Here is a 20,219-nt window from a genome sequence, read left to right on the forward strand (position 1 = left end):
GGGAGAAGCCGGCGAGCGGCCCTGGCTGACGCCGACGGGCGCCGACCAGGGCCACTCGCACCGCTAGCGGCGGAAGGTGAACCAGTTGACGTTGACGAAGTCGTTCGGCTGGCCGCTGGTGAAGGTCAGGTAGACCGTGTGCCGACCGGTGGGGCCGGCGACGTTGCCGGGCACCGAACGCCAGCTCTGCCAGCCGCCGGTGTTGCCGACCGCGAAGCTGCCGATCGGTGGGCTGGTCGGGCTGTCCAGGCGCACCTCGACCAACCCGCTCACCCCGCTACCGGCGCCGGAGGCGACCCGGGCGACGAAGTCCCGTGGTGCGTTGGCGCCGAACTCGACGTTGTCGTACCGGGCCCAGTCACCGTTGCGCAGGTAGCCGATGTTCTCCCCGCCCTCGGTGGCGTTCTCCACCTGAACGCCGTACTGGCCGTCGAACGACTCGGCCTCGATCGTCGCGTACGCGTCCCGCGCCCCACCCGGCGGTGGGGTGGTCGGTGGCGCGGTGGTGGGCGGGGCGGTGGTGGGTGGGGCGGTGGTGGGTGGCGCGGTGCCGGCGCCCCGGCTGTAGACCGCGACGTAGTCCACGAGCATCGGGTGCCCCGGCACCGTGGCGGCGGTCGGGGTGGTCCCCCCGGCGACACCGTTCGGGAAGGCGCCGCCCATCGCCACGTTGAGCAGCAGGAAGTAGCCGTCGTGACTGGTCATCTGCGACCAGGCCGGCTCACCGACCCGGGTCTGCGTCACCGTGTGGTACTGCTCGCCGTCGACGTACCAGCGCAGTTCCTGCGGGCTGACCGAGGCGTCCCACTCGAACCGGTAGGTGTGGAACGCCGACTGACAGGTGGCTCCCGGGCAGGTTCGGGCGGCACCGATGCCGTTGAACTCGTCGCACGGCCCGCCCGGCGCATAGCCGCAGTGCAGCACGCCCCACACCGAGTTGATCCCGTTGACGTTCTCCATCACGTCGAACTCGCCGACGCTCGGCCAGTTCTGGAAGTTGCCCCGGTACGGCGACCCGAGCGCCCAGAACGCCGGCCAGTAGCCGGCCGCCGGTGCCCCGGTCACATTCGGCACCTGGAGCCGGCCCTCGATCGCGAGGACGCCGCCGGCCGGGGGCTTGAAGTCGGTCCGTACGGTCTCGATCCGGGCCGAGGTCCACCCGCCGGCCGAGTCGCGCAGGGGGGTGATTCGTAGGTTGCCCGCACCGTCGTGACTGAGGTTGGCGGTGCTGTCGGTATACGTCTGGATCTCGCCGGTGCCCCAGTTGGGCGGGCCGCCGGGGTAGCTGGTGCCGAGATCGATGATCCAGTTGGCCGAGGAGGGCAGGGTGCCGGCGGCGCCGTCGAAGTCGTCGCTCCAGACCAGGCTCCAGCCGGGGGCGGGCGTGGGCACGGCGGCGCTCGCGGTGACCGCGACACCGGCCAGGGCGGTGGTGGTGAGGGCAGTGAACAGCGCCAACGCCAGTCGCTTCCGGCGTCTCGCGGGCAGGGCGGCAGGCGCCCCGGGTGGGGTGTCCATGAACGTGCCTCTCTGGGGGACGGGTCGAGAGAGCGCTCTCTCCGGTTGTACGTGCCCGCCACGCAGTTGTCAATGTCGATCTCTTCCACCTCCGCTCAGCACCCCCGGGCCCGGGTCGATCCGTGACAGGATGAGCTGGTGGCAGAACGGTTGATCGTCATCGGCGGCGATGCCGCCGGGATGGCGGCGGCGTCCCAGGCCCGCCGCCGCCGCGGCCCGGACGACCTGGAGATCATCGCCTTCGAGCGGGGCCGGTTCACGTCCTACTCGGCCTGCGGCATCCCGTACTGGATCAGCGGCCTGGTGCCGCAACGCGACCAACTGGTCGCCCGCGACCCGACGACCTTCCGCGAGCGATTCGACATCGGAGTCCGGCTCCGGCACGAGGTCACCGCGATCGACCTCGACCGGCGCGAGGTGGTCGCCCGGGACTTGGCCAACGGCGGCGAGGTCCGCGAGCGATTCGACACCCTGGTCTACGCCACCGGTGCCCACCCGCTGCGGCCCGGCTGGGCGCGCACCGGGGTGAAGGGCGTCTTCGGCGTGCAGACCCTCGACGACGGCGCCGCCCTCCGGGACTGGCTGGACACCGATCCGCGACCCCGCCAGGCGGTCGTGGTCGGCGGGGGCTACATCGGAGTCGAGATGGCCGAGGCGCTGATCCAGCGTGGACTGGAGGTCACCCTGGTCGAGAAGGCCAGTCAACCGATGTCGACCGTGGACCCGGACATGGCCGAGCTGGTCAATGACGCCATGCACGGAGTGGGGGTGCAGATCCGCACCGGCCTGGAGGTGACCGGCCTACAGGAGCGAGACGGGCGGGTCCGCACGGTGCTCACCTCCGACGGACCGATCCCCGCCGACCTGGTCGTACTCGGCCTCGGTGTCCGGCCCAACGTCGCGCTCGCCGAGGCCGCCGGGCTGCCGATCGGGCCCAGCGGGGCGCTGCGGGTGGACCGGCGGATGCGGGTACCCGGAGTTGACGACGTCTGGGCCGCCGGTGACTGCGTGGAGTGCCTGCACCGGGTCAGCGGAATGCCCGTACACATCCCGCTCGGCACGCACGCCAACAAGCAGGGCCGGGTCGCCGGCGTCAACATCGGTGGCGGCTACGCGACCTTCCCCGGGGTGATCGGCACCGCGGTGATCAAGGTCTGCGACCTGGAGGTCGGCCGTACCGGGCTCCGGGAGCAGGACGCCGCGGCGGCGGGTTTCGAGTTCGTCTCGGTGATCACCGAGTCCACCAACCGCGCCGGCTACTTCCCCGGCTCCCGCCCGATGACCGTCAAACTCATCGCCGAACGGCCCACCGGGCGGCTCCTCGGCGCCCAGATCGTGGGCTGGTCGGAGGCGGCGAAGCGGATCGACGCCCTGGCCGTGGCGCTCTGGAACGGCATGACGGTGGATGACATGACCGCCCTGGACCTCGGGTACGCCCCGCCGTACTCCCCGGTCTGGGACCCGGTGCTGATCGCCGCGCGGAAGGCCGTTGACGCCCTCGGACGGTGACGCGGGCCCACCTCACCGTCCGGGCCGGAGCAGTCGGGACCCCCTCCGGAGCGCACCTGCAATGAAACGCTGCTGATAAGGCGTCAAACGCAATGATCCGACGGCCAAAGCAACTTCCTACGGTGGATCCCGCTGGCCTGCCCCACATACCGTGGAGCAACGGCGCCAGCCCACGGGCCACGGTGGCCGGGGCGCGCCCGACCCCTGGGAGCAGGACAATGCCGATGGACGCCACCCGCCAGCGCTTCCTCATGTGCCGGCCGACATACTTCGCCGTCGACTACGCGATCAATCCGTGGATGGATCCGACCGCGCCGGTCGACGTCGACCTGGCGAACCGGCAGTGGGAACAGCTACGCCAGACCTACCGGGACCTGGGCCACACCGTCGAGGAGATCACCCCGCTGCCGGGCCTACCCGACATGGTCTTCGCCGCCAACGGCGGCACGGTCCTCGGCGGCCGGGCCATGGCGGTGCAGTTCCGAGACCCGCAGCGCGCCGACGAGGCGCCCGCCTACCGGGCCTGGTTCGAAGCCGCCGGCCTCGAGGTGCACGACCCGAAGCACGTCAACGAGGGAGAAGGCGACATCCTGCTCGCCGGTGGCCACCTCCTCGCCGGCACCGGATTCCGGACCGCGCACCCCGCCCACGCGCAGTTGCAGGAGGTCTTCGGCTACCCGGTCCTCACCATGCAGCTGGTGGACCCCCGCTTCTACCACCTGGACACCGCGTTGACCGTGCTGGACGAGCACACCGTCGCGTACCTCCCCGAGGCCTTCTCCCCCGGCAGCCAGGCGGTGCTGCGCCGGCTCTTCCCGGACGCCGTACTCGCCAGCATGGCCGACGCCGTGGTCCTGGGCCTCAACGCGGTCAGCGACGGCCAGCACGTCGTCCTGCCGGCGCAGGCCACCGGCTTGGCGGCGCAGCTACGGGAGCGGGGCTACCAGACGATCGGGATCGACCTGTCCGAGCTGCGTAAGGCCGGCGGCGGCCCGAAGTGCTGCACGTTGCGACTCCGGCAGGGAGGCGAGTAGATGATCAAAGACGAGGTACGGACACCCGCGGCCGTACGCGACGCACAACGGTGGACAGCGCATAACTATCATCCGCTGCCGGTGGTCATCTCCTCGGCCGACGGCGCCTGGGTGACCGACGTGGACGGCCGCCGCTACCTAGACTGCCTGGCCGGCTACTCGGCGCTCAACTTCGGACACCGCCACCCGCGGCTGGTCGAGGCCGCCCACGCCCAGCTGGACCGGCTCACCCTGACCAGCCGCGCCTTCATCCACGACCAGTTCGCCGACTTCTGTCGGGAGCTGTCCCAGCTCTGCGGCAAAGAGCTGGTGCTGCCGATGAACACCGGGGCCGAGGCCGTCGAGACCGGCATCAAGGTGGCCCGCAAATGGGGCTACCGGGTCAAGGGGGTCGCGGCGGAGCAGGCGAACATCGTGGTGGCCGAGGGCAACTTCCACGGTCGCACCACCACCATCGTCAGCTTCTCCACCGACGAGGACGCCCGCGCCGACTTTGGCCCGTACACGCCGGGCTTCCGCCTCGTCGCCTACGGCGACCTGGCGGCGCTGACCGCCGCCATCGACGAGAACACCGTCGCGGTGCTGCTCGAGCCGATCCAGGGCGAGCAGGGGGTGATCGTGCCGCCGGCCGGCTACCTGCCGGACGTACGGCGGGTCTGCACCGACCGGAACGTGCTCCTGATCGCCGACGAGATCCAGTCCGGCCTCGGCCGCACCGGCACCACGTTCGCCTGCGAGCACGACGCTGTGGTGCCGGACATGTACCTGCTCGGTAAGGCTCTCGGCGGCGGCATCGTGCCGGTCTCGGCCGTCGCGGCGGATGCCAACGTGCTCGGCGTGCTCCAACCGGGCCAGCACGGCTCCACCTTCGGCGGGAACCCCCTCGCCGCCGCGGTCGCCACCGAGGTTGTCCGGCTCCTGGCCACCGGCGAATTCCAGCGCCGCTCCGCCGAACTCGGCGCCCGCCTGCACGCCGGGCTCCAGGCGCTGGTCGGCAAGGGCCTGCTCGCGGTCCGGGGCCGCGGGCTCTGGGCCGGCCTGGACATCGACCCGGCTCTGATGAGCGGGCGGGAGGCGAGCGAACGGCTGATGAGCCGCGGCGTCCTCGCCAAGGACACCCACGGCTCCACCCTCCGCCTGGCCCCGCCCCTGGTCATCACCGAGGAAGAGATCGACTACGCGGTGGCGCAGCTCGCGGCGATCCTCACCGAATAGCCCTCGTACCACCGCGGGGGAGCCGGGTCACGGCCCGGCACCCTGCGGTGGCCGGATCAACGCGGCAGGCGCATCGCCATCGTCGGCGCCTCGGCCATCACCGAGGCCGGGGTGTACGGCGCGCCGGCCGGCAGTTCGTCCGGGCGCCCGACCTGCACGCCCGGGTACAGCTCCACCATCTCCCCCTCGGCCAGCACCCGAGACTGCTGCGGCGCCAGCGGGACCCGCTCCGCCTCCACCATCGACCCGTTCGGCCGGATCCCCGAGCCGTTGGTACTCACGTCGGTGACGACGATCTCGCCGACCCGCAACTCCAGTCGCAGGTGGCTGCGGCTGATCCACCGGCGGGCCTCATCGTTGAGCCACTGGCCGAGGATGATCCCGCCGTCCGCCTCCGGAGCCCGCCCGACCAGCACCGGTTCGGAGTCGGTGAGCACGAACCGACGCCGGATCAGGCCACCGACCCGGACCGCCAACACCGCCGACCGCGGACGCGGACCCGCGTCGCTGAGCCGAGCGCCGTGCCGGGGGCAGGTCGGCACTCCCCCGCGCAAGCTGGGCGGCGGCTGCGTCACCGGGCTGCGATCGCTGACCGCGGCCAGATCGGCGAAGGCCCCACCCCCACCGCCCTGGCCGAAGAGCGCACACGGGGACTCGGGGCAGCGCCAGTGCCGCGCCAACAGCTTGGCGCCGGCCACGGACCGTTCCCCGGCGGAGAGGGCGTCCCCACCCCCGACGTGCGCGACGAAGGTCGGCCCACTCTGGGCGGGGACCGGGGCGACCACCCGGCCGGGCTGGTCGGCCACCCAGGGGTAACGGCCCCGCAACCCGTCGAACCGGGCCCGGCTCAGCACCGGAAGCCCGAGCAGGTCGGCGACCTCCAGCATCCGACCACCGGGATTGTCCAGCACCTCCACCAAGCCGTCGTCGGCCCAGCGCCGCACCACCATCCGCTCGTTCGAGGTCAGGTCGGCGTCCGAGAGCACGCCGCGGTGCACCACCGCGTAGACCGGGACGCTGTCCTCCTCCAGGTGACGCGCCAGGGCGTCAATCACCATGCCGAGGCGGAGCAGACTGGCCGGCCGACCACCGTCAATATCCTGGTACCGAATCACCTCGGCCAGGTCGAGCACCGCGCGGGTCAGCCAGGGGTCGGTGGACACCCGGCCCTCAATGGCGTCCAGCACCTTACTGATCTCGAATCTCATCGGATCTCCCCCACGAGGGTCGCCCTCCGCCCGGTGCGCACGGCTGCCACGAGCCGACCCTACCGGCACCACTGGTAGGGAGCTGACCAGCGGTGCCGACGCCGGCTCGCCACTGCCGGAGCGCTACCCGCTCAGCGCAACGGTCGGCCGACCGCGTGCAGGTGCGCGAGCGCCTGCCGGTACGACTCCATTAGCCCCACCTCGACGTACGGGACGCCCCGCTGCGCGCAGTAGGCCCGGACGATCGGTTGGGCCCGGCGCAGGTTGCCGCGCGGCATGCTCGGAAACAGGTGGTGCTCGATCTGCTGGTTCAACCCACCCAATGCGACATCGACAAACCGACCACCTCGTACGTTCCGTGCGGTGATCACCTGCTTCCGCAGGAAGTCCAGCTGGTCACCGACGGTCGGCATCGGCATGCCCTTGTGATTCGGAGCGAACGCGCACCCCATGTACAGCCCCCACAGCCCCTGGTGCACCACCGCGAAGACCAACGCCTTCCCCGGTGACATCACCAGCAGCAGGCCACCGACGTAGCCAACGGTGTGCGCGGCGAGCAGGAACGCCTCCGCACCCCGGTGCCGCATCGGCGTCTGGAACCGCCCGTCCGGCCCTCGCCCAGCGATGGCCCGCAGGCTCGACAGATGCAGGTTCAGCCCTTCCAGCAGCAGCATCGGGAAGAAGAGGAACGCCTGCCGGCGAGCCAGCCACCGGGTGAACCCCCGGGTCGCCCGGGCCTGCTCCACCGACCAGACCAACGCGCCCGCCGCCACGTCCGGGTCCTCGTCGGCGTGGTTGGGGTTGGCGTGGTGCCGATTGTGCTTCTCCACCCACCACCCGTAGCTGAGCCCGACCGCCAGGTTCCCGGCGAGCAGGCCGACCAGTTCGCTCGGCCCGCGCCGCCGGAACATCTGTCGGTGCCCGGCGTCGTGGCCGAGGAAGGCCACCTGGGTGCTGGCGACCGCCATCAGCACCGCGACCGCGGCCTGTCCCCAGGAGTCGCCGACGAGGATGACCAGCGCCCAGGCCGCGCCGAAAAACGCGCTGGTTGCCGCGATCCGCACCGCATACCAGCCGGGACGGCGCTCCAGGAGTCCCGCCGCCCGAATCCGCCGGGAGAGCTCGGCGTAGTCGCTGCCCCGTACCGGCGGATCCGACACCAGCTGCCGCATCATCGCCCACCCCCTCCTCGACTCCGGTCGCGCCGGTCAGCTCGACCTCGACATCGAGTCTGCCGAGGACGGTCGCGCCGAGTAAGCCGGTACGCCCCCGACTGGAGGTGGGATTACGCCCCCGGCCGACGGTGGGGTACGCCCTACCGGGGCGGGCTACGGACGGGTCTGCTCGTGCACCCAGGCGGCGTAGTCGGGGTTGCTCTCCACCCGGTTCACCAGGATCTCCGGTACGTCGTAGGGGTGGTTGGCCCGGATCTGCTCGACCAGGGCGGCGACTCGGCCCGGGGCGGTTTTGAACTGCACGGACCATTCGGAGTTGGTCTCGACGCGCTGTTGCCACCAGTACGTGCTGTCCACCTGGCCGCCCACCTGCGCGCAGGCCGCCAGGTGATCGACAACCGCCGCGTCCGCGAGCCCCGCCGCGACCGAACGCTCGTCCACCACCGTCGTCACCACACAGATCTCCTCCACCCGGTCACCCTACGTGGACCCGTTCCGCCGCCCTCAGCGGAACGTGGTGGGGGCGGGTTCGCGCGCGGGGACCACCGCCGCGACGAACCGCTGCAGCACCGTCTCGTAGCCGTCAACCAGCCGGGCGATGGAGAAGTTCTCCGCCACATGCGCGACGCAGACCGCCGGGTCCAGCCCGCCCACCTGCCGCAGCGCCCCCGGCAACTCGTCCCCGCTCTCGCAGATCAGCCCGGTACGGCCCGGCACGATCAACTCCGACACGGCACCTCGACGTAGCGCCACCACCGGCGTCCCGGTGGCCATCGCCTCCAGCATGACGACGCCGAAGGGCTCCTCCCACTGGATCGGCAGCACCAGGCAGCGGGCGTCGAGGAGCAGGCGGAACGAGTCCCGCCGGTCGGCGTCGAGGATGACGGTGACGTCCTCGCCGAGCATCGGCCGGACCACCTCGTCGAAGTAGCGACGTTCGGCTGGTTCGTTGCACTTGCCGGCGAGGATCAGTGGCAGGCCGGCCGCTCGGCAGGCACGGATGGCGAGATCGGGCCCCTTGTCCGGACTGAACCGGGCCAGCCAGAGCACCGGCCCCCGACCCGGCGTCAGCTTGTGCGGGATTTCTTCGATGTCCAGCCCGTTGTGCACGGTGCCGACCCAGGGCAGCCGCGGGTTGAGCCGCCGTTGGGCGTGGGAGATGGCAACCAGACCGACATCTTGGTCGATATCCCCCAGTACGGTGCCGTACTCCCCGACCGGGTTGCCGTGCACGGTCGCGACTGTGGGCACGGACCGGCGGCCGGCCAACAGGGGTCCGATCGTGGTGTGGTCGTGGACCACGTCGAAGTGTTCCGGAGTGACGAACTGATTCACCTGAACAAGGTGGGCCAGCTCGGGCAGCGCCTCACCCATCCGGTGAAACTTCAGCTCGGCGTCGGTCGAGACGTAGCGCGCGGTGGTCCCGGTCTGCTCGCCCGCCCCGAAGAGGGTCACCGGGTGGCCCCGGGCAATCAGCCCGTCCACCAGGCCAGCGACGACGTGCTCCAGGCCGCCGTAGCCGGCTGGCGGCACCGACAGCCACGGCGGGACCACCATCGCGATCCGTAGTGGCCGCCCGGCCACGCTGCCGTCCCCGCGGTTGCGCGCCACGAGTCCCCCTCCGGGGCCGCTGGTGGGCACCGCCATGCCCGCCCCCAGCACGGCTGCCAGTCGGCGGCGGTTTCCCGGTTGTCACCCGGCTAAACCGGACAAGCCGGGCGCACCCCCGCTGCTCCGGCCCGGCCCTGGTTCGCCCGTCGACTACGCCGGAAGCCGAGGTGACGGTGGTTCACCCACTCCGGGGTGAACCACCGTCACCAAAGGACGCGGCGGGTGGTGGAGCCAACCCCCTTGGCTCCACCACCCGCCGCAGGAGGGAGGAGGAAAGTCCCGATCGCAGTGACGCCCTGGGTGGGCATCACTTCTTAGGACGCTTCGGCGAGCGTCACGGTTGCCGTCGCTTCAATATTGTTTCGCTTGTAGGTCACATCCACCCGGTCCCCCACCTTCCCGGCCTGGACCACGGCGACCAGATCTTCGGAGTCGCTGATCACCTTCTCGCCGAACCGGGTGATGACGTCGCCCTGCTGGAAACCCGCCCGCTCGGCAGCGCTGCCGGGAAGGACATCGGCCACCAGGGCGCCGCCGCCCTCGGCGGCGGTGACGCTGACACCGAGGGTGGGGTGGCTGACCTTCTCACCCCGTTGCAGCTTCTCGGCGACATCCTCGGCCTTGTTGCTGGGGATGGCGAAGCCGACCCCGATGTTGCCGGTGCTGCCCTGGCCGCTGGTGGCGATCGCGGTATTGATCCCAATCACCTCACCTCGGGTGTTGACCAGCGCCCCACCGGAGTTGCCCGGGTTGATCGGCGCGTCGGTCTGCAACAGCCCCGAGATCGAGGTGACTCCCGCCGCCGGGTCCCGCTCCGAACCGCCGGCCTGGATGGTGCGGTCCCGCGCGCTGAGGATGCCGGCGGTCACCGACCCCTGCAGGCCCAGCGGACTACCGAGGGCGAGAACCTGATCGCCGACCTGCATCTCGTCGCTGTCGCCGAACTCCGCCGGCGTCAGGTCGCTGACCCCGGCGGCCTTCACCACCGCCAGGTCGGTCTTGGGGTCGGTGCCTTTGATCTCCGCCGACGCCGTCTCGCCGTCGGCGAAGGTCACCAGCACGGTGCCGCCACTGGCGGTGGCGATCACGTGGTTATTGGTCAGCACGTACCCGTCGGCGGTGAGGATCACGCCCGAGCCCCCGCCGCTGTCGGTGCCGATCGACACCACGCTCGGCTGCACCGCGGCGGCGATCCGAGGCAGGTCGGCGCTGTCGATGATCGGGGCCGCGGAGTAGGTACGCGTGATGCCGGAGCCGTCGCTCAGGGCGAGTGCGAGTGCGCCGCCGGCGACACCGGAGCCGAACATCAGGGCGAGCACCGCGACGCCCGCGCCGATGAACTTCGCGACCCGGCTGCCCGGATTCGGACCGGTTCGCGGCGCCACCCACGGTGGTGTGGCCTGCCCGGGCAGCTGCGCTGGCTGACCCGGGTAGAAGGGGGCTCCGTACCCGCCCGGCTGCCCCCCGCTCCACGCGGTGGACTGCGGCCCGTACCAGGGAGCGCCGGGGTGTTGTGGCGAGTAGCCGGGTGGATAGGGGTGCCCACCGGGCGGCCCGGTGACCGGCGCGGCGCCGAGCTGGGGGTCGAGCGGCACCGCGGGGTCGGCCGACAGCGGGGCGTCCGGGACCGAAGGCGGCAACACCTCCGTACGGTCGGCCGACAGCGGGGCGTCCGGGACCGAAGGCGGCAACACCTCCGTACGGTCGGCCGGGGCGTCGGCGGGCAGCGCGGCGCCACGGTCCGCACCGGGGGTAGCGGCCGAAGAGTCGGACTGGGTGCCCTCGAGGCGGGACAGATCAGCAGTGGGGTGCGGCGGCTCGGCCTCCCCGGGGGTCTGCCGACGCTGCGGGTCGGACTCGTAGTCGGTCATGGAACCACCTTCTCCGCTACCACTTCGATCAGCCTGGAACCCAGCTGTGGATTGGCTGAAATTACACCTCGACACCGTCCGGTGCCGGCGCCAGGGGCAGCCGGACCCGGAAGGTCGCGCCTCCGCCCGGAGTCTGCGCCACCTCCACCGCGCCCTGGTGGGCGGCGACCAGCGCGGCGACGATCGCCAGCCCCAGCCCGGTCCCGGTGTTGCCACCGGCCCGGCGGGTCCGGGCCGCGTCCACCCGGTAGAAGCGCTCGAACACCCGCTCGGCCTGCTCACCGGAGAGCCCCGGCCCGGTGTCGGCGACCTCCACCACCGCCAGCGCACCGGGCTCGGACCGCAGCCGTAGCGTCACCGACGCCCCCGGTGGGGTGTGCGTCAGGGCGTTGGTCATCAGGTTGCCGATCACCTGCCGCAGTCGCGCGTCGTCGCCGTACACCACCAGCGGCCCGGAGCCCGGGACGATGTCCAGGTCGATCTGCCGGTCCGGGGCCACCGCCCGGGCCGCCGCCACCGCGTCGGCGGCCAGCACCGGCAGCTCGACCGGGGCCGGCGACAGCGGACGCTCCCGGTCCAGCCGGGCGAGCAGCAGCAGATCCTCCACCAGCAGCCCCATCCGGGCCGCCTCGTCCTCGATCCGACGCAGCAGGTCGCCGGTCTGCTCAGGATCCCGCGCAGCGCCCTGCCGGTACAGCTCGGCGAAGCCCCGGATGGTGGTCAGTGGGGTACGCAGCTCGTGCGAGGCGTCCGCGACGAACTGCCGCATCCGCTCCTCAGAGCTCCGAGCGCGGGACTCGGACGCCTGGGCGTGCGCGGCGGCGTCCCGAGCGGTGGTTTCGGCGGCGCGGGCGGCGGTCTCCGAGGCGGCTCGGGCGGCGAAGGCCGCCTCGATCTGGGTAAGCATCATGTTGAGCGCCCGGGACAGCCGCCCCAGCTCCGAGGTCGGCTGCGGGTTACCCGCCTCGGGGTCCGGCACCCGGCGGGTCAGGTCGCCGCCGGCGATCGCGGCGGCGGTCTGCTCGATCTCGTCGAGGGGCTTCAGGCTGGCACGGACGATGCCCGCGCCGATCGAGGCGAGCAGGAGCAACACCGATGTGCCCACCAGCAGATCGATCCAGACCAGCCGCTTGACGGCCTGATCCACCTCGGTCAGGTGCTGCCCGACGACCAGCCAATCTCCGGTCGGCAGCTCCGTGTAGAGCATTCGCCAGTGCACATCGTTGCCCCGCGCGCGGACGGTGAACGGCTCACCGGCCAGGCGCGCGACACTCGCGGCGTCCGTCGACACCGGCGGTAGGTCCCGACCCTCGAACCGGTCTACGTCGTACCACCCCACGCCGTTCGGCCCGGTTCTGGCACTTATTACGACGATCAGATAGTCCGTCGGAAAGACAGGCATACGATCGGACATGTTGAACTCGCCGTCCGGTAACTGTGAAGAGTCGAAGTTTTGGGTCGTGACCCTCAACCCCACGTCCACCTGGTCGATGAGGTAGCTCCGGAGGAAAACCGTGGTCAACGTGCTGATCACCAGGAGCGCGACCGCCACTAGGCTGAGGACCGCGGCGATCAGCTTGACCCGGAGCGGGATCCGGCGCAGTCCGGCCTTCGCCTGCGAAACGGCGTTCACGCTGCCGGCTTGCGGAGCACGTACCCGACTCCGCGGAGGGTGTGGATCAACCGGGGCTGGGTGTTGTCGACCTTGCGTCGAAGATACGAGATGTACGACTCGACGATGTTGTCGTCGCCCCGGAAGTCGTAGTTCCAGACGTGATCGAGGATCTGCGCCTTGGAGAGCACCCGGTTGGCGTTCAACATCAGGTACCGCAGCAGCTTGAACTCCGTCGGGGAGAGCTGCACCCGCTGCCCCGCCCGGTGCACCTCGTGGGCCTCCTCGTCGAGTTCGAGGTCGGCGAAGGTGAGCCGGGCCGGGGCCTGTTCACCGCTGGCGCTGCGGCGCAGTACCGCCCGGATCCGGGCGGTCAGCTCCTCCAAGCTGAACGGCTTGGTCACGTAGTCGTCGCCACCCAGGGTCAGGCCGCGGATCTTGTCGTCGGTGGCGTCCCGCGCGGTCAGGAAGACGACCGGGGTACGGGTGCCCCCCTCGCGCAGCAACCGGATGACCTCGAACCCGTCCAGGTCCGGCAGCATGATGTCCAACACGACCAGATCGGGGCGGTGGGTCTTCGCCGTACTCAGCGCGGCGCTACCGCTGGTCGCGGTCGCCACGTCGAAACCAGCGAAGCGCAGGCTCGCGGAGAGCAGCTCGAGAATGTTCGGGTCGTCCTCGACGACGAGCAGTCGGGCCTCGGTCTGGGTAGCCGCCATGCGGCCATCATCCGCGCCCCGGCTGCGACATGCCTGGGTGGTTCCTGAAAAGACCCTGTGAACGGAGGATCCGGCCGCCCCCTGGGCAGCTGCGGCAGGGCCATGGGAGGCTGCCCGGCGGACCCGGCGACCGGGCCGGCGCCGACCGGAGGAGGACAGCGTGATCATCGACTCGCGGCACAACGGCCCGCCGGGCTCGGGAAACGGCGGGTGGAGCGCGGGTACGTTCGCGGTGGCCGCCCAGAACGCTCCGCTACCGACGCCCGGCAGTCGGCACCCCCGACCCGACCCGGATCCGGTGCAGGTGACCCTGCGCCGGCCGCCGCCGCTGGAGACGCCGTTGACCCTCGACGCGGGCGAGGTCCGCGATCCGGCCGGCCACCTCATCGCCGAGATCGCGACGGTTGCCGCCTTCGAGCCAGTGGCGGAACCGGTGGATCTGGCGACCGCCCGGGCTGCCGCAGCCGACTACCCCGGGCTGGTCAACCACCCGTTTCCCAGCTGCTACGTGTGCGGCCCGGAGCGCGCCGACGGGCTGCGGATCTTCCCCGGTCCGCTGGCCGCCGGGCGCACCGCCGCCCCGTTCCGGGTGCCGGCGGGAGCAGACGTGGTCACCACGTGGGCGGCGCTGGACTGCCCCGGGGGCTGGTCGGTGATCGCGCCCGGCCGGCCGTACCTGCTGGGCCGGATCTCCGCGGTGGTGCTGGCCGCACCGCGCCCCGACGACGAGTGCGTGGTCACCGGGGTGTTGGTGCGCGCCCAGGGCCGCAAAGCCGAGGTGCACAGCAGCTTGTTCGGCCCGGACGGTGGGCTTCTCGGCTACGCCCGTGCCACCTGGATCGCGGGGTAGCCGACCGGCATCGGTCCGGGCAGAATGCCAGGCCGCGGTGAGTTTGCGCCGCCCGGTCAAACTGGCGACGGTGATCCCGACACAACCCTGGGAGAAGAATGACGGACGGACGGTCGAGCCCCGATACCACCGGCGAGATCCTGGTCTCCGGGCTGACGAAGATCTACGGCAACGTTCGCGCGGTCAACAACCTCTCCTTCCGGGTGGAGCCGGGTCGAGTCACCGGGTTCCTGGGCCCGAACGGTGCCGGCAAGACCACCACCCTGCGCATGCTGCTGAGCCTGGTCACCCCGACGGCTGGCCAGGCCACCATCGGCGGGCAACGGTATGCCAGCCTGCCCGACCCGCTGCGGCACGTCGGCGCGGTGCTGGAGGCCTCCAGCGCGCACAAGGGGCGTACCGGCATCAACCACCTGCGGATGATCTGCACCGCCGCCGGGCTGCCCCGCTCCCGGGCTGACGAGGTGCTGGCCCAGGTCGGTCTGGCGCCGGCGGCCCAGCGCAGGTTCAAGGGCTACTCGCTGGGCATGAAACAGCGCCTGGGCATCGCCGCGGCGATGCTCGGCGACCCCCGGGTGCTGATTCTGGACGAGCCGGCCAACGGGCTCGACCCGGAGGGCATCCGGTGGATGCGCGGCTTCCTGAAGGGCCTGGCCGCCGAGGGGCGCACCGTGCTGGTCTCCAGCCACCTGCTGTCGGAGATGCAGCTCCTCGCGGACGATGTCGTCATCATCGCCGCGGGCCAACTGGTCCGGCAGGGCCCGGTGGATCGGGTCATCGGCTCGATGGCGCAGACCGCCCGGGTCCGGGTGCGCACCCCGCAGGCCGAGACGCTACGCACCGCACTGGAGAAGGCCTCGGCGACGGTGGAGGTGGACGACCAGGGAGCGCTGCTGGTCGTCGGCGCGGACGGGCCGACGGTCGGCCGGGCCGCCCTGGCCGCCGGCGTGGAACTACACGAACTCGCCACCGAACGCCCCGACCTGGAGGGCGTCTTCCTGGAGCTGACGGCCGGAAGGGCAGGCATCCGATGAGCAACCTGATCCGCGCCGAGCTGTTCAAGATCCGCACGACCAAGACGTGGTGGATCATGGCTCTGATCTACCTGCCACTGTGGGGCATGGCCTTGCTTTTGAACTGGTGGCAGACCGAGCTGGTCGCCCGGGACCGGTTCGGCGACGTGCCGGCGGAACAGGCCGAGGCGGTGCGGGCGGTGTCCCAGCCGGATGCGCTGGCGGCCAACCTCTACACCAACGGCCAGTTCCTCGCCCTGCTGATGGTGATGCTGCTCGGCATCATCGTGGTAACCGGTGAGTTCTTCCACCAGACCGTGACCACCACCTTCCTGACCACTCCGCGGCGCAGCGCGGTCGTCCTGGCCAAGCTCGCCGCGACCGCCTGCCTGGCGCTGATTTTCTGGCTGGGGACGACCGGCGCGAACCTGCTCGCCGGGATGGCGATCCTGGAGCAGGTCGGGGTGGGCGCCCAGTGGGGCGGCGCCGTCTGGGAGGCCGTCGCGCTCAACGGGCTGGCCTACCTGCTCTGGGCATTTTTCGGGGTCGGCCTGGGGACGCTCATCCGCAGCCAGATCGGCGCCACCGTAACCGGGATTCTGCTGTATCTGGGGGGCACGATCGGGGCGCTGACCGTGCTCGCCATGGCGGCCAGCAAGTTCGGCGACTGGGTCAACAACCTGCAACTACTGGTGCCGTCGCTGGCCTCCGCACTCATGATCACCGGGGTCGACATCCCGGGGGAGCCGCCGCGCTGGGCCGGCGCCGCCGTACTCATCGGTTATGGGGTGGTCTCCGGGCTGATCGGCATCCTCCTCATGCGTCGGCGGGACATCTCCTGACGGAGTCCATCAGGTGGACGGGCGTGCCTGCTCTTCGGGCAGGTACGCCCGTCCGCGGTTAACGGGCTCGGGCCGGGTTACCAGGAGCTGACGGGAGACACCGCGACTGGCAAACTTCTGGCATTTTCTGTGAAACCACCCACGGAGCCGAGTCGGCAACTCCTATCGGTTTGGTACGGCGTAGCCTGGAACCTGACTCGTGTGTCCGGGGCCCCCGGCGTTCGGCGTAACCCACAAACTTGCGTGAAAGAGGCGATTACCGGCCGTGTCGACCCAGCAGACCTCGCAGGAGAACCCACTGGCGGGTTTTGGCCCGAACGAGTGGATCGTCGAAGAGATGTACCAGCGGTTCCTCACCGATCCCACCAGCGTCGACCCGGCCTGGCACGACTTCTTCGCCGACTACCGGCCCACCCCGGGCTCGGGAGAGACGCGGGATGGCGAACCGGCCGCGAAGCCGGAGCCCGACGGCCGGCCGGCCTCCTCGGCCGCACCGCCCGCTACCACCCCGGAGCGCGGATCCGGGTCGACCAAGGCCGCTCCCAGCAAGCCCGCCGCCAAGCCGGCCGCCACGAAGCCAGCCGCTAAGCCCGCCCCCACGAAGCCGGCCGCCACGCCCACCTCGTCCGGCCCGCAGACCGCACCGCTACGCGGGGTCGCCGCCAAAATCGTCCAGAACATGGACGCCTCGTTGAGCGTGCCGACCGCGACCAGCGTGCGCGCCGTCCCGGCCAAGCTGCTGGTGGACAACCGCATCGTGATCAACAACCATCTCGCCCGCGGTCGCGGCGGGAAGGTCAGCTTCACCCACCTGGTCGGGTACGCGCTGGTCCGCGCGCTGGCGATGCACCCGGAGATGAACAACTCCTTCGCCGTCGTGGACGGCAAACCGACGCTGGTCCGCCCCGAGCACATCAACCTCGGAATCGCGATCGACCTGGTCAAGCCGGACGGCAGCCGCAACCTCGTGGTGCCCTCCATCAAGGCCTGTGAGCAGCTGGACTTCCGGCAGTTCTGGCAGGCGTACGAGGACGTGGTCCGGCGGGCTCGGAAGAACGAGCTGACCATGGAGGACTACGGCGGCACCACCATCTCGCTGACAAACCCCGGCGGCATCGGCACCGTGCACTCGATGCCACGACTCATGACCGGCCAGAGCGCGATCATCGGTGTCGGCGCGATGGAGTACCCGGCGCCGTACCAGGGCATGAGCGAGGGCACCCTCGCCGAGTTGGCGGTCAGTAAGGTCATCACGCTGACCAGCACCTACGACCACCGGATCATCCAGGGCGCGCAGTCCGGCGAGTTCCTCAAGGTGATGCACGAGGTACTCCTCGGCGAGCACGGCTTCTACGACGAGATCTTCACCTCGCTCCGCATCCCGTACGAGCCGGTGCGCTGGATGCGCGACGTCGCGATCGACGGCGAGGGGCAGATCAACAAGACTGCCCGGGTTCACGAGCTGATCCACGCCTACCGGGTGCGGGGCCATCTGATGGCCGACACCGACCCGCTGGAGTTCAAGATCCGCAAGCACCCGGACTTGGATGTCCTCCAGCACGGGCTCACCCTCTGGGATCTGGACCGCCAGTTCCCGGTGAACGGGTTCGCCAATCGGCAGCGGATGAAGTTGCGCAGTGTCCTCGGCGCACTCCGGGACACCTACTGCCGCCGGGTCGGCATCGAGTACATGCACATCCAGGACCCGGAGGAGCGGCGCTGGATCCAGCAGCGGGTCGAGCGCAAGTACGAGAAGCCGTCGGTCAACGAGCAGAAGCACGTCCTCAACCGGCTGAACGCTGCGGAGGCCTTCGAAACCTTCCTGCAGACCAAGTACGTCGGCCAGAAGCGCTTCTCGTTGGAGGGGGGCGAGTCGCTAATTCCGCTGCTCGGCGAGGTCCTGGAGGCCTCCGCCGAAGGTGGGCTGGACGAGGTCGTCATCGGCATGGCGCACCGGGGCCGGCTGAACGTGTTGGCCAACATCGTCGGCAAGCCGTACGAGAAGATCTTCTCCGAGTTCGAGGGACACCTGGACCCGCGCTCCACGCAGGGCTCCGGCGACGTGAAGTACCACCTCGGGCAGAACGGCAAGTTCACCACCCCGGACGGCAAGCACTCGGTCAAGGTCTCGGTGGTGGCGAACCCGTCGCATCTGGAGGCCGTCGACCCGGTGCTGGAGGGCATCGTCCGGGCCAAGCAGGACCGGATCGACCTCAAGCTGGAGGGCTACACCGTACTGCCGCTGGCGGTGCACGGGGATGCGGCCTTCGCCGGCCAGGGAGTCGTCGCCGAGACGCTGAACCTGTCCCAGCTCCGCGGCTACCGCACCGGCGGCACGGTGCACGTGGTGGTCAACAACCAGGTCGGCTTCACCACCGCACCGGAGTACAGCCGCTCCAGCCTCTACAGCACCGACGTGGCCCGGATGATCCAGGCGCCGATCTTCCACGTCAACGGTGACGACCCGGAGGCTGTGGTGCGGGTCGCCCAGCTGGCCTTCGAGTACCGGCAGACGTTCAACAAGGATGTCGTCATCGACCTGGTCTGCTACCGGCGCCGCGGGCACAACGAGGGCGACGACCCGTCGATGTCGAACCCGGAGATGTACCGGATCATCGATTCGAAGCGATCGGTTCGCAAGCTCTACACCGAGGAGCTGATCGGGCGGGGCGACATCACCCTGGAGGACGCGGAGGAGCTGCTGCGCGACTACCAGGCGCAGCTGGAGCGGGTCTTCAAGGCCACCCGAGACGCCGCCACCGCACCCCGTCAGCTCAGCCGACCGCAGCGCAAGGACGAGCCCGAGCCGCCGGTGGAGACCGCCACCGACGCCGAGGTCATCCGGACGATCGGCGAGGCGCACGTCAACCTGCCGGAGGCGTTCACCCCGCACAAGCGGATCCAGCAGCTGCTCGACCGGCGGGCCAAGATGGCCAGCGAGGGCAACATCGACTGGGGCTTCGGCGAGATCATCGCCTTCGGCGCGTTGCTGCATGACGGGGTCACCATCCGGCTCGCCGGGCAGGACTCGCGCCGCGGCACGTTCGTGCAGCGGCACGCCTCCGTCGTTGACGCCGAGACCGGCGACGACCACCTGCCTCTGGCGGCACTCACCGTCGGCGGCGTGCGGTCCCGCTTCTTCGTGCACGACTCGCTCCTGTCCGAGTACGCGGCGATGGGCTTCGAGTACGGCTACTCGGTGGAGAACGTCAACGCGCTGGTCTGCTGGGAGGCCCAGTTCGGTGACTTCGTCAACGGCGCCCAGTCGGTGATCGACGAGTTCATCTCCTCCGGCGAGGTGAAGTGGGGCCAGCGCTCCGCGGTCACGCTGCTGCTGCCGCACGGCCACGAGGGCCAGGGCCCGGACCACACCTCCGGCCGCCCGGAGCGGTTCCTCCAGCTCTGCGCCGAGGACAACATGCGGGTGGCGATCCCGACGACCCCGGCGAACTACTTCCACCTGCTGCGTCGACAGGCCCTGTCGCCGAAGCGCAAGCCCCTCATCGTCTTCACGCCGAAGTCCCTGCTGCGGCACCGGCTCTGCGTCTCGCAGGTCGAGGACTTCACCAACGGCACCTTCCAGCCGGTGCTGCCCGACGGGGGCACCCCCGCCCCGGAGCAGGTGAAGCGGGTCTTGCTCTGCTCGGGCAAGGTCTACTACGACCTGTTCCAGGCCCGGCAGGATCGCGGTATCACCGACACCGCGATCATCCGGGTCGAGCAGCTCTACCCGATGCCGATCGAGGAGATTCGGGCCGCGCTCGCGGCGTACCCGAACGCGGTGGACTTCGCCTGGGTCCAGGAGGAGCCGGCCAACCAGGGCGCCTGGTCGTTCGTCGCGCTCAACATGCTGGAACACCTGGACGGGGTACGGCTGCGCCGCATCTCCCGCCCAGCGGCCGCCGCCCCGGCGGTCGGCTCGGCCAAGATGCACGACGTCGAGCTCTCCGCCCTGCTCGACGCCGCACTCCCCCGCCCGTAGCACCACCCAACCCGTACATGTGGGGGGCCCGGACAACGGTCCCGGCCCCCCACTTCACGA

The 20,219-nt window shown here is 70.7% G+C and carries 15 protein-coding genes; 7 read left to right on the forward strand and 8 right to left on the reverse strand.

What is annotated here, in order from left to right; translation table 11 throughout:
* Nucleotides 1-63: 63 nt before the first annotated feature.
* A complete protein-coding gene (locus SALPAC2_RS0111580) occupies nucleotides 64-1,518 on the reverse strand; it encodes a carbohydrate-binding protein (protein ID WP_026184646.1) in 1,455 nt (484 codons plus the stop codon).
* Between the two features lie 138 nt (nucleotides 1,519-1,656).
* Between SALPAC2_RS0111580 and SALPAC2_RS0111585 the strand changes: the two genes are divergently transcribed.
* The 3 genes from SALPAC2_RS0111585 (at nucleotide 1,657) to rocD (ending at nucleotide 5,276) form a co-directional block, all read left to right on the forward strand.
* Nucleotides 1,657-3,027 carry an FAD-dependent oxidoreductase gene (locus SALPAC2_RS0111585; protein ID WP_018216821.1) on the forward strand — a complete coding sequence of 457 codons (1,371 nt, stop codon included), beginning with the start codon at nucleotides 1,657-1,659 and terminating at the stop codon, nucleotides 3,025-3,027.
* 224 nt (nucleotides 3,028-3,251) lie between these two features.
* Nucleotides 3,252-4,061: a dimethylargininase gene (gene ddaH / locus SALPAC2_RS0111590; protein WP_018216822.1), complete on the forward strand. Its 810-nt coding sequence runs from the start codon at nucleotides 3,252-3,254 to the stop codon at nucleotides 4,059-4,061.
* Complete coding sequence (gene rocD, locus SALPAC2_RS0111595) at nucleotides 4,062-5,276, forward strand: ornithine--oxo-acid transaminase (protein ID WP_018216823.1); 1,215 nt, start codon at nucleotides 4,062-4,064, stop codon at nucleotides 5,274-5,276.
* 56 nt (nucleotides 5,277-5,332) lie between these two features.
* On the opposite strand, the gene SALPAC2_RS0111600 is transcribed toward rocD, so the two are convergent.
* The 7 genes from SALPAC2_RS0111600 to SALPAC2_RS0111630 form a co-directional block, all read right to left on the reverse strand.
* Nucleotides 5,333-6,484 (reverse strand): FHA domain-containing protein, encoded by a 1,152-nt coding sequence (locus tag SALPAC2_RS0111600; RefSeq protein WP_018216824.1) that lies wholly within the window; start codon nucleotides 6,482-6,484, stop codon nucleotides 5,333-5,335.
* A 131-nt stretch (nucleotides 6,485-6,615) separates the two neighbouring features.
* Complete coding sequence (locus SALPAC2_RS0111605) at nucleotides 6,616-7,659, reverse strand: fatty acid desaturase family protein (RefSeq protein ID WP_018216825.1); 1,044 nt, start codon at nucleotides 7,657-7,659, stop codon at nucleotides 6,616-6,618.
* 153 nt (nucleotides 7,660-7,812) lie between these two features.
* A complete protein-coding gene (gene cutA, locus SALPAC2_RS0111610) occupies nucleotides 7,813-8,130 on the reverse strand; it encodes a divalent-cation tolerance protein CutA (RefSeq protein WP_018216826.1) in 318 nt (105 codons plus the stop codon).
* A 33-nt stretch (nucleotides 8,131-8,163) separates the two neighbouring features.
* Entirely contained in the window at nucleotides 8,164-9,270 is a 1,107-nt protein-coding gene (locus SALPAC2_RS0111615; protein WP_018216827.1) for a glycosyltransferase family 4 protein, read from the reverse strand.
* Nucleotides 9,271-9,584: 314 nt separating this feature from the next.
* Nucleotides 9,585-11,141: a trypsin-like peptidase domain-containing protein gene (locus SALPAC2_RS0111620; protein ID WP_018216828.1), complete on the reverse strand. Its 1,557-nt coding sequence runs from the start codon at nucleotides 11,139-11,141 to the stop codon at nucleotides 9,585-9,587.
* 61 nt (nucleotides 11,142-11,202) lie between these two features.
* Nucleotides 11,203-12,774, reverse strand: coding sequence for a sensor histidine kinase (locus SALPAC2_RS0111625; protein WP_018216829.1), 1,572 nt, complete (start codon nucleotides 12,772-12,774; stop codon nucleotides 11,203-11,205).
* Nucleotides 12,771-13,472, reverse strand: coding sequence for a response regulator transcription factor (locus tag SALPAC2_RS0111630; RefSeq protein ID WP_018216830.1), 702 nt, complete (start codon nucleotides 13,470-13,472; stop codon nucleotides 12,771-12,773). Before SALPAC2_RS0111630 ends, SALPAC2_RS0111625 begins: the two co-directional genes overlap by 4 nt.
* Nucleotides 13,473-13,632: 160 nt before the next feature.
* On the opposite strand from SALPAC2_RS0111630, the gene SALPAC2_RS0111635 reads away from it, so the two are divergent.
* From SALPAC2_RS0111635 to SALPAC2_RS0111650, 4 genes are all read left to right on the forward strand, one after another.
* Nucleotides 13,633-14,322, forward strand: coding sequence for a hypothetical protein (locus SALPAC2_RS0111635; protein WP_018216831.1), 690 nt, complete (start codon nucleotides 13,633-13,635; stop codon nucleotides 14,320-14,322).
* 98 nt (nucleotides 14,323-14,420) lie between these two features.
* Nucleotides 14,421-15,356 (forward strand): ATP-binding cassette domain-containing protein, encoded by a 936-nt coding sequence (locus SALPAC2_RS0111640; RefSeq protein ID WP_018216832.1) that lies wholly within the window; start codon nucleotides 14,421-14,423, stop codon nucleotides 15,354-15,356.
* Complete coding sequence (locus tag SALPAC2_RS0111645) at nucleotides 15,353-16,177, forward strand: ABC transporter permease subunit (RefSeq protein ID WP_018216833.1); 825 nt, start codon at nucleotides 15,353-15,355, stop codon at nucleotides 16,175-16,177. Before SALPAC2_RS0111640 ends, SALPAC2_RS0111645 begins: the two co-directional genes overlap by 4 nt.
* A gap of 265 nt (nucleotides 16,178-16,442) precedes the next feature.
* Complete coding sequence (locus tag SALPAC2_RS0111650; protein ID WP_018216834.1) at nucleotides 16,443-20,159, forward strand: multifunctional oxoglutarate decarboxylase/oxoglutarate dehydrogenase thiamine pyrophosphate-binding subunit/dihydrolipoyllysine-residue succinyltransferase subunit; 3,717 nt, start codon at nucleotides 16,443-16,445, stop codon at nucleotides 20,157-20,159.
* The last annotated feature ends 60 nt before the right edge of the window (nucleotides 20,160-20,219 follow it).

The organism is Salinispora vitiensis (assembly GCF_000378825.1).
GTDB lineage: Bacteria > Actinomycetota > Actinomycetes > Mycobacteriales > Micromonosporaceae > Micromonospora > Micromonospora vitiensis.

What these genes read in the sequence shown, in the direction of transcription:
- SALPAC2_RS0111580 (WP_026184646.1), bottom strand. Translation starts at nt 1,518, where the DNA reads ATGGACACCCCACCCGGGGCGCCTGCCGCCCTGCCCGCGAGACGCCGG.
- ddaH (WP_018216822.1), top strand. Translation starts at nt 3,252, where the DNA reads ATGGACGCCACCCGCCAGCGCTTCCTCATGTGCCGGCCGACATACTTC.
- rocD (WP_018216823.1), top strand. Translation starts at nt 4,062, where the DNA reads ATGATCAAAGACGAGGTACGGACACCCGCGGCCGTACGCGACGCACAA.
- SALPAC2_RS0111600 (WP_018216824.1), bottom strand. Translation starts at nt 6,484, where the DNA reads ATGAGATTCGAGATCAGTAAGGTGCTGGACGCCATTGAGGGCCGGGTG.
- SALPAC2_RS0111605 (WP_018216825.1), bottom strand. Translation starts at nt 7,659, where the DNA reads ATGATGCGGCAGCTGGTGTCGGATCCGCCGGTACGGGGCAGCGACTAC.
- SALPAC2_RS0111620 (WP_018216828.1), bottom strand. Translation starts at nt 11,141, where the DNA reads ATGACCGACTACGAGTCCGACCCGCAGCGTCGGCAGACCCCCGGGGAG.
- SALPAC2_RS0111630 (WP_018216830.1), bottom strand. Translation starts at nt 13,472, where the DNA reads ATGGCGGCTACCCAGACCGAGGCCCGACTGCTCGTCGTCGAGGACGAC.
- SALPAC2_RS0111640 (WP_018216832.1), top strand. Translation starts at nt 14,421, where the DNA reads ATGACGGACGGACGGTCGAGCCCCGATACCACCGGCGAGATCCTGGTC.
- SALPAC2_RS0111645 (WP_018216833.1), top strand. Translation starts at nt 15,353, where the DNA reads ATGAGCAACCTGATCCGCGCCGAGCTGTTCAAGATCCGCACGACCAAG.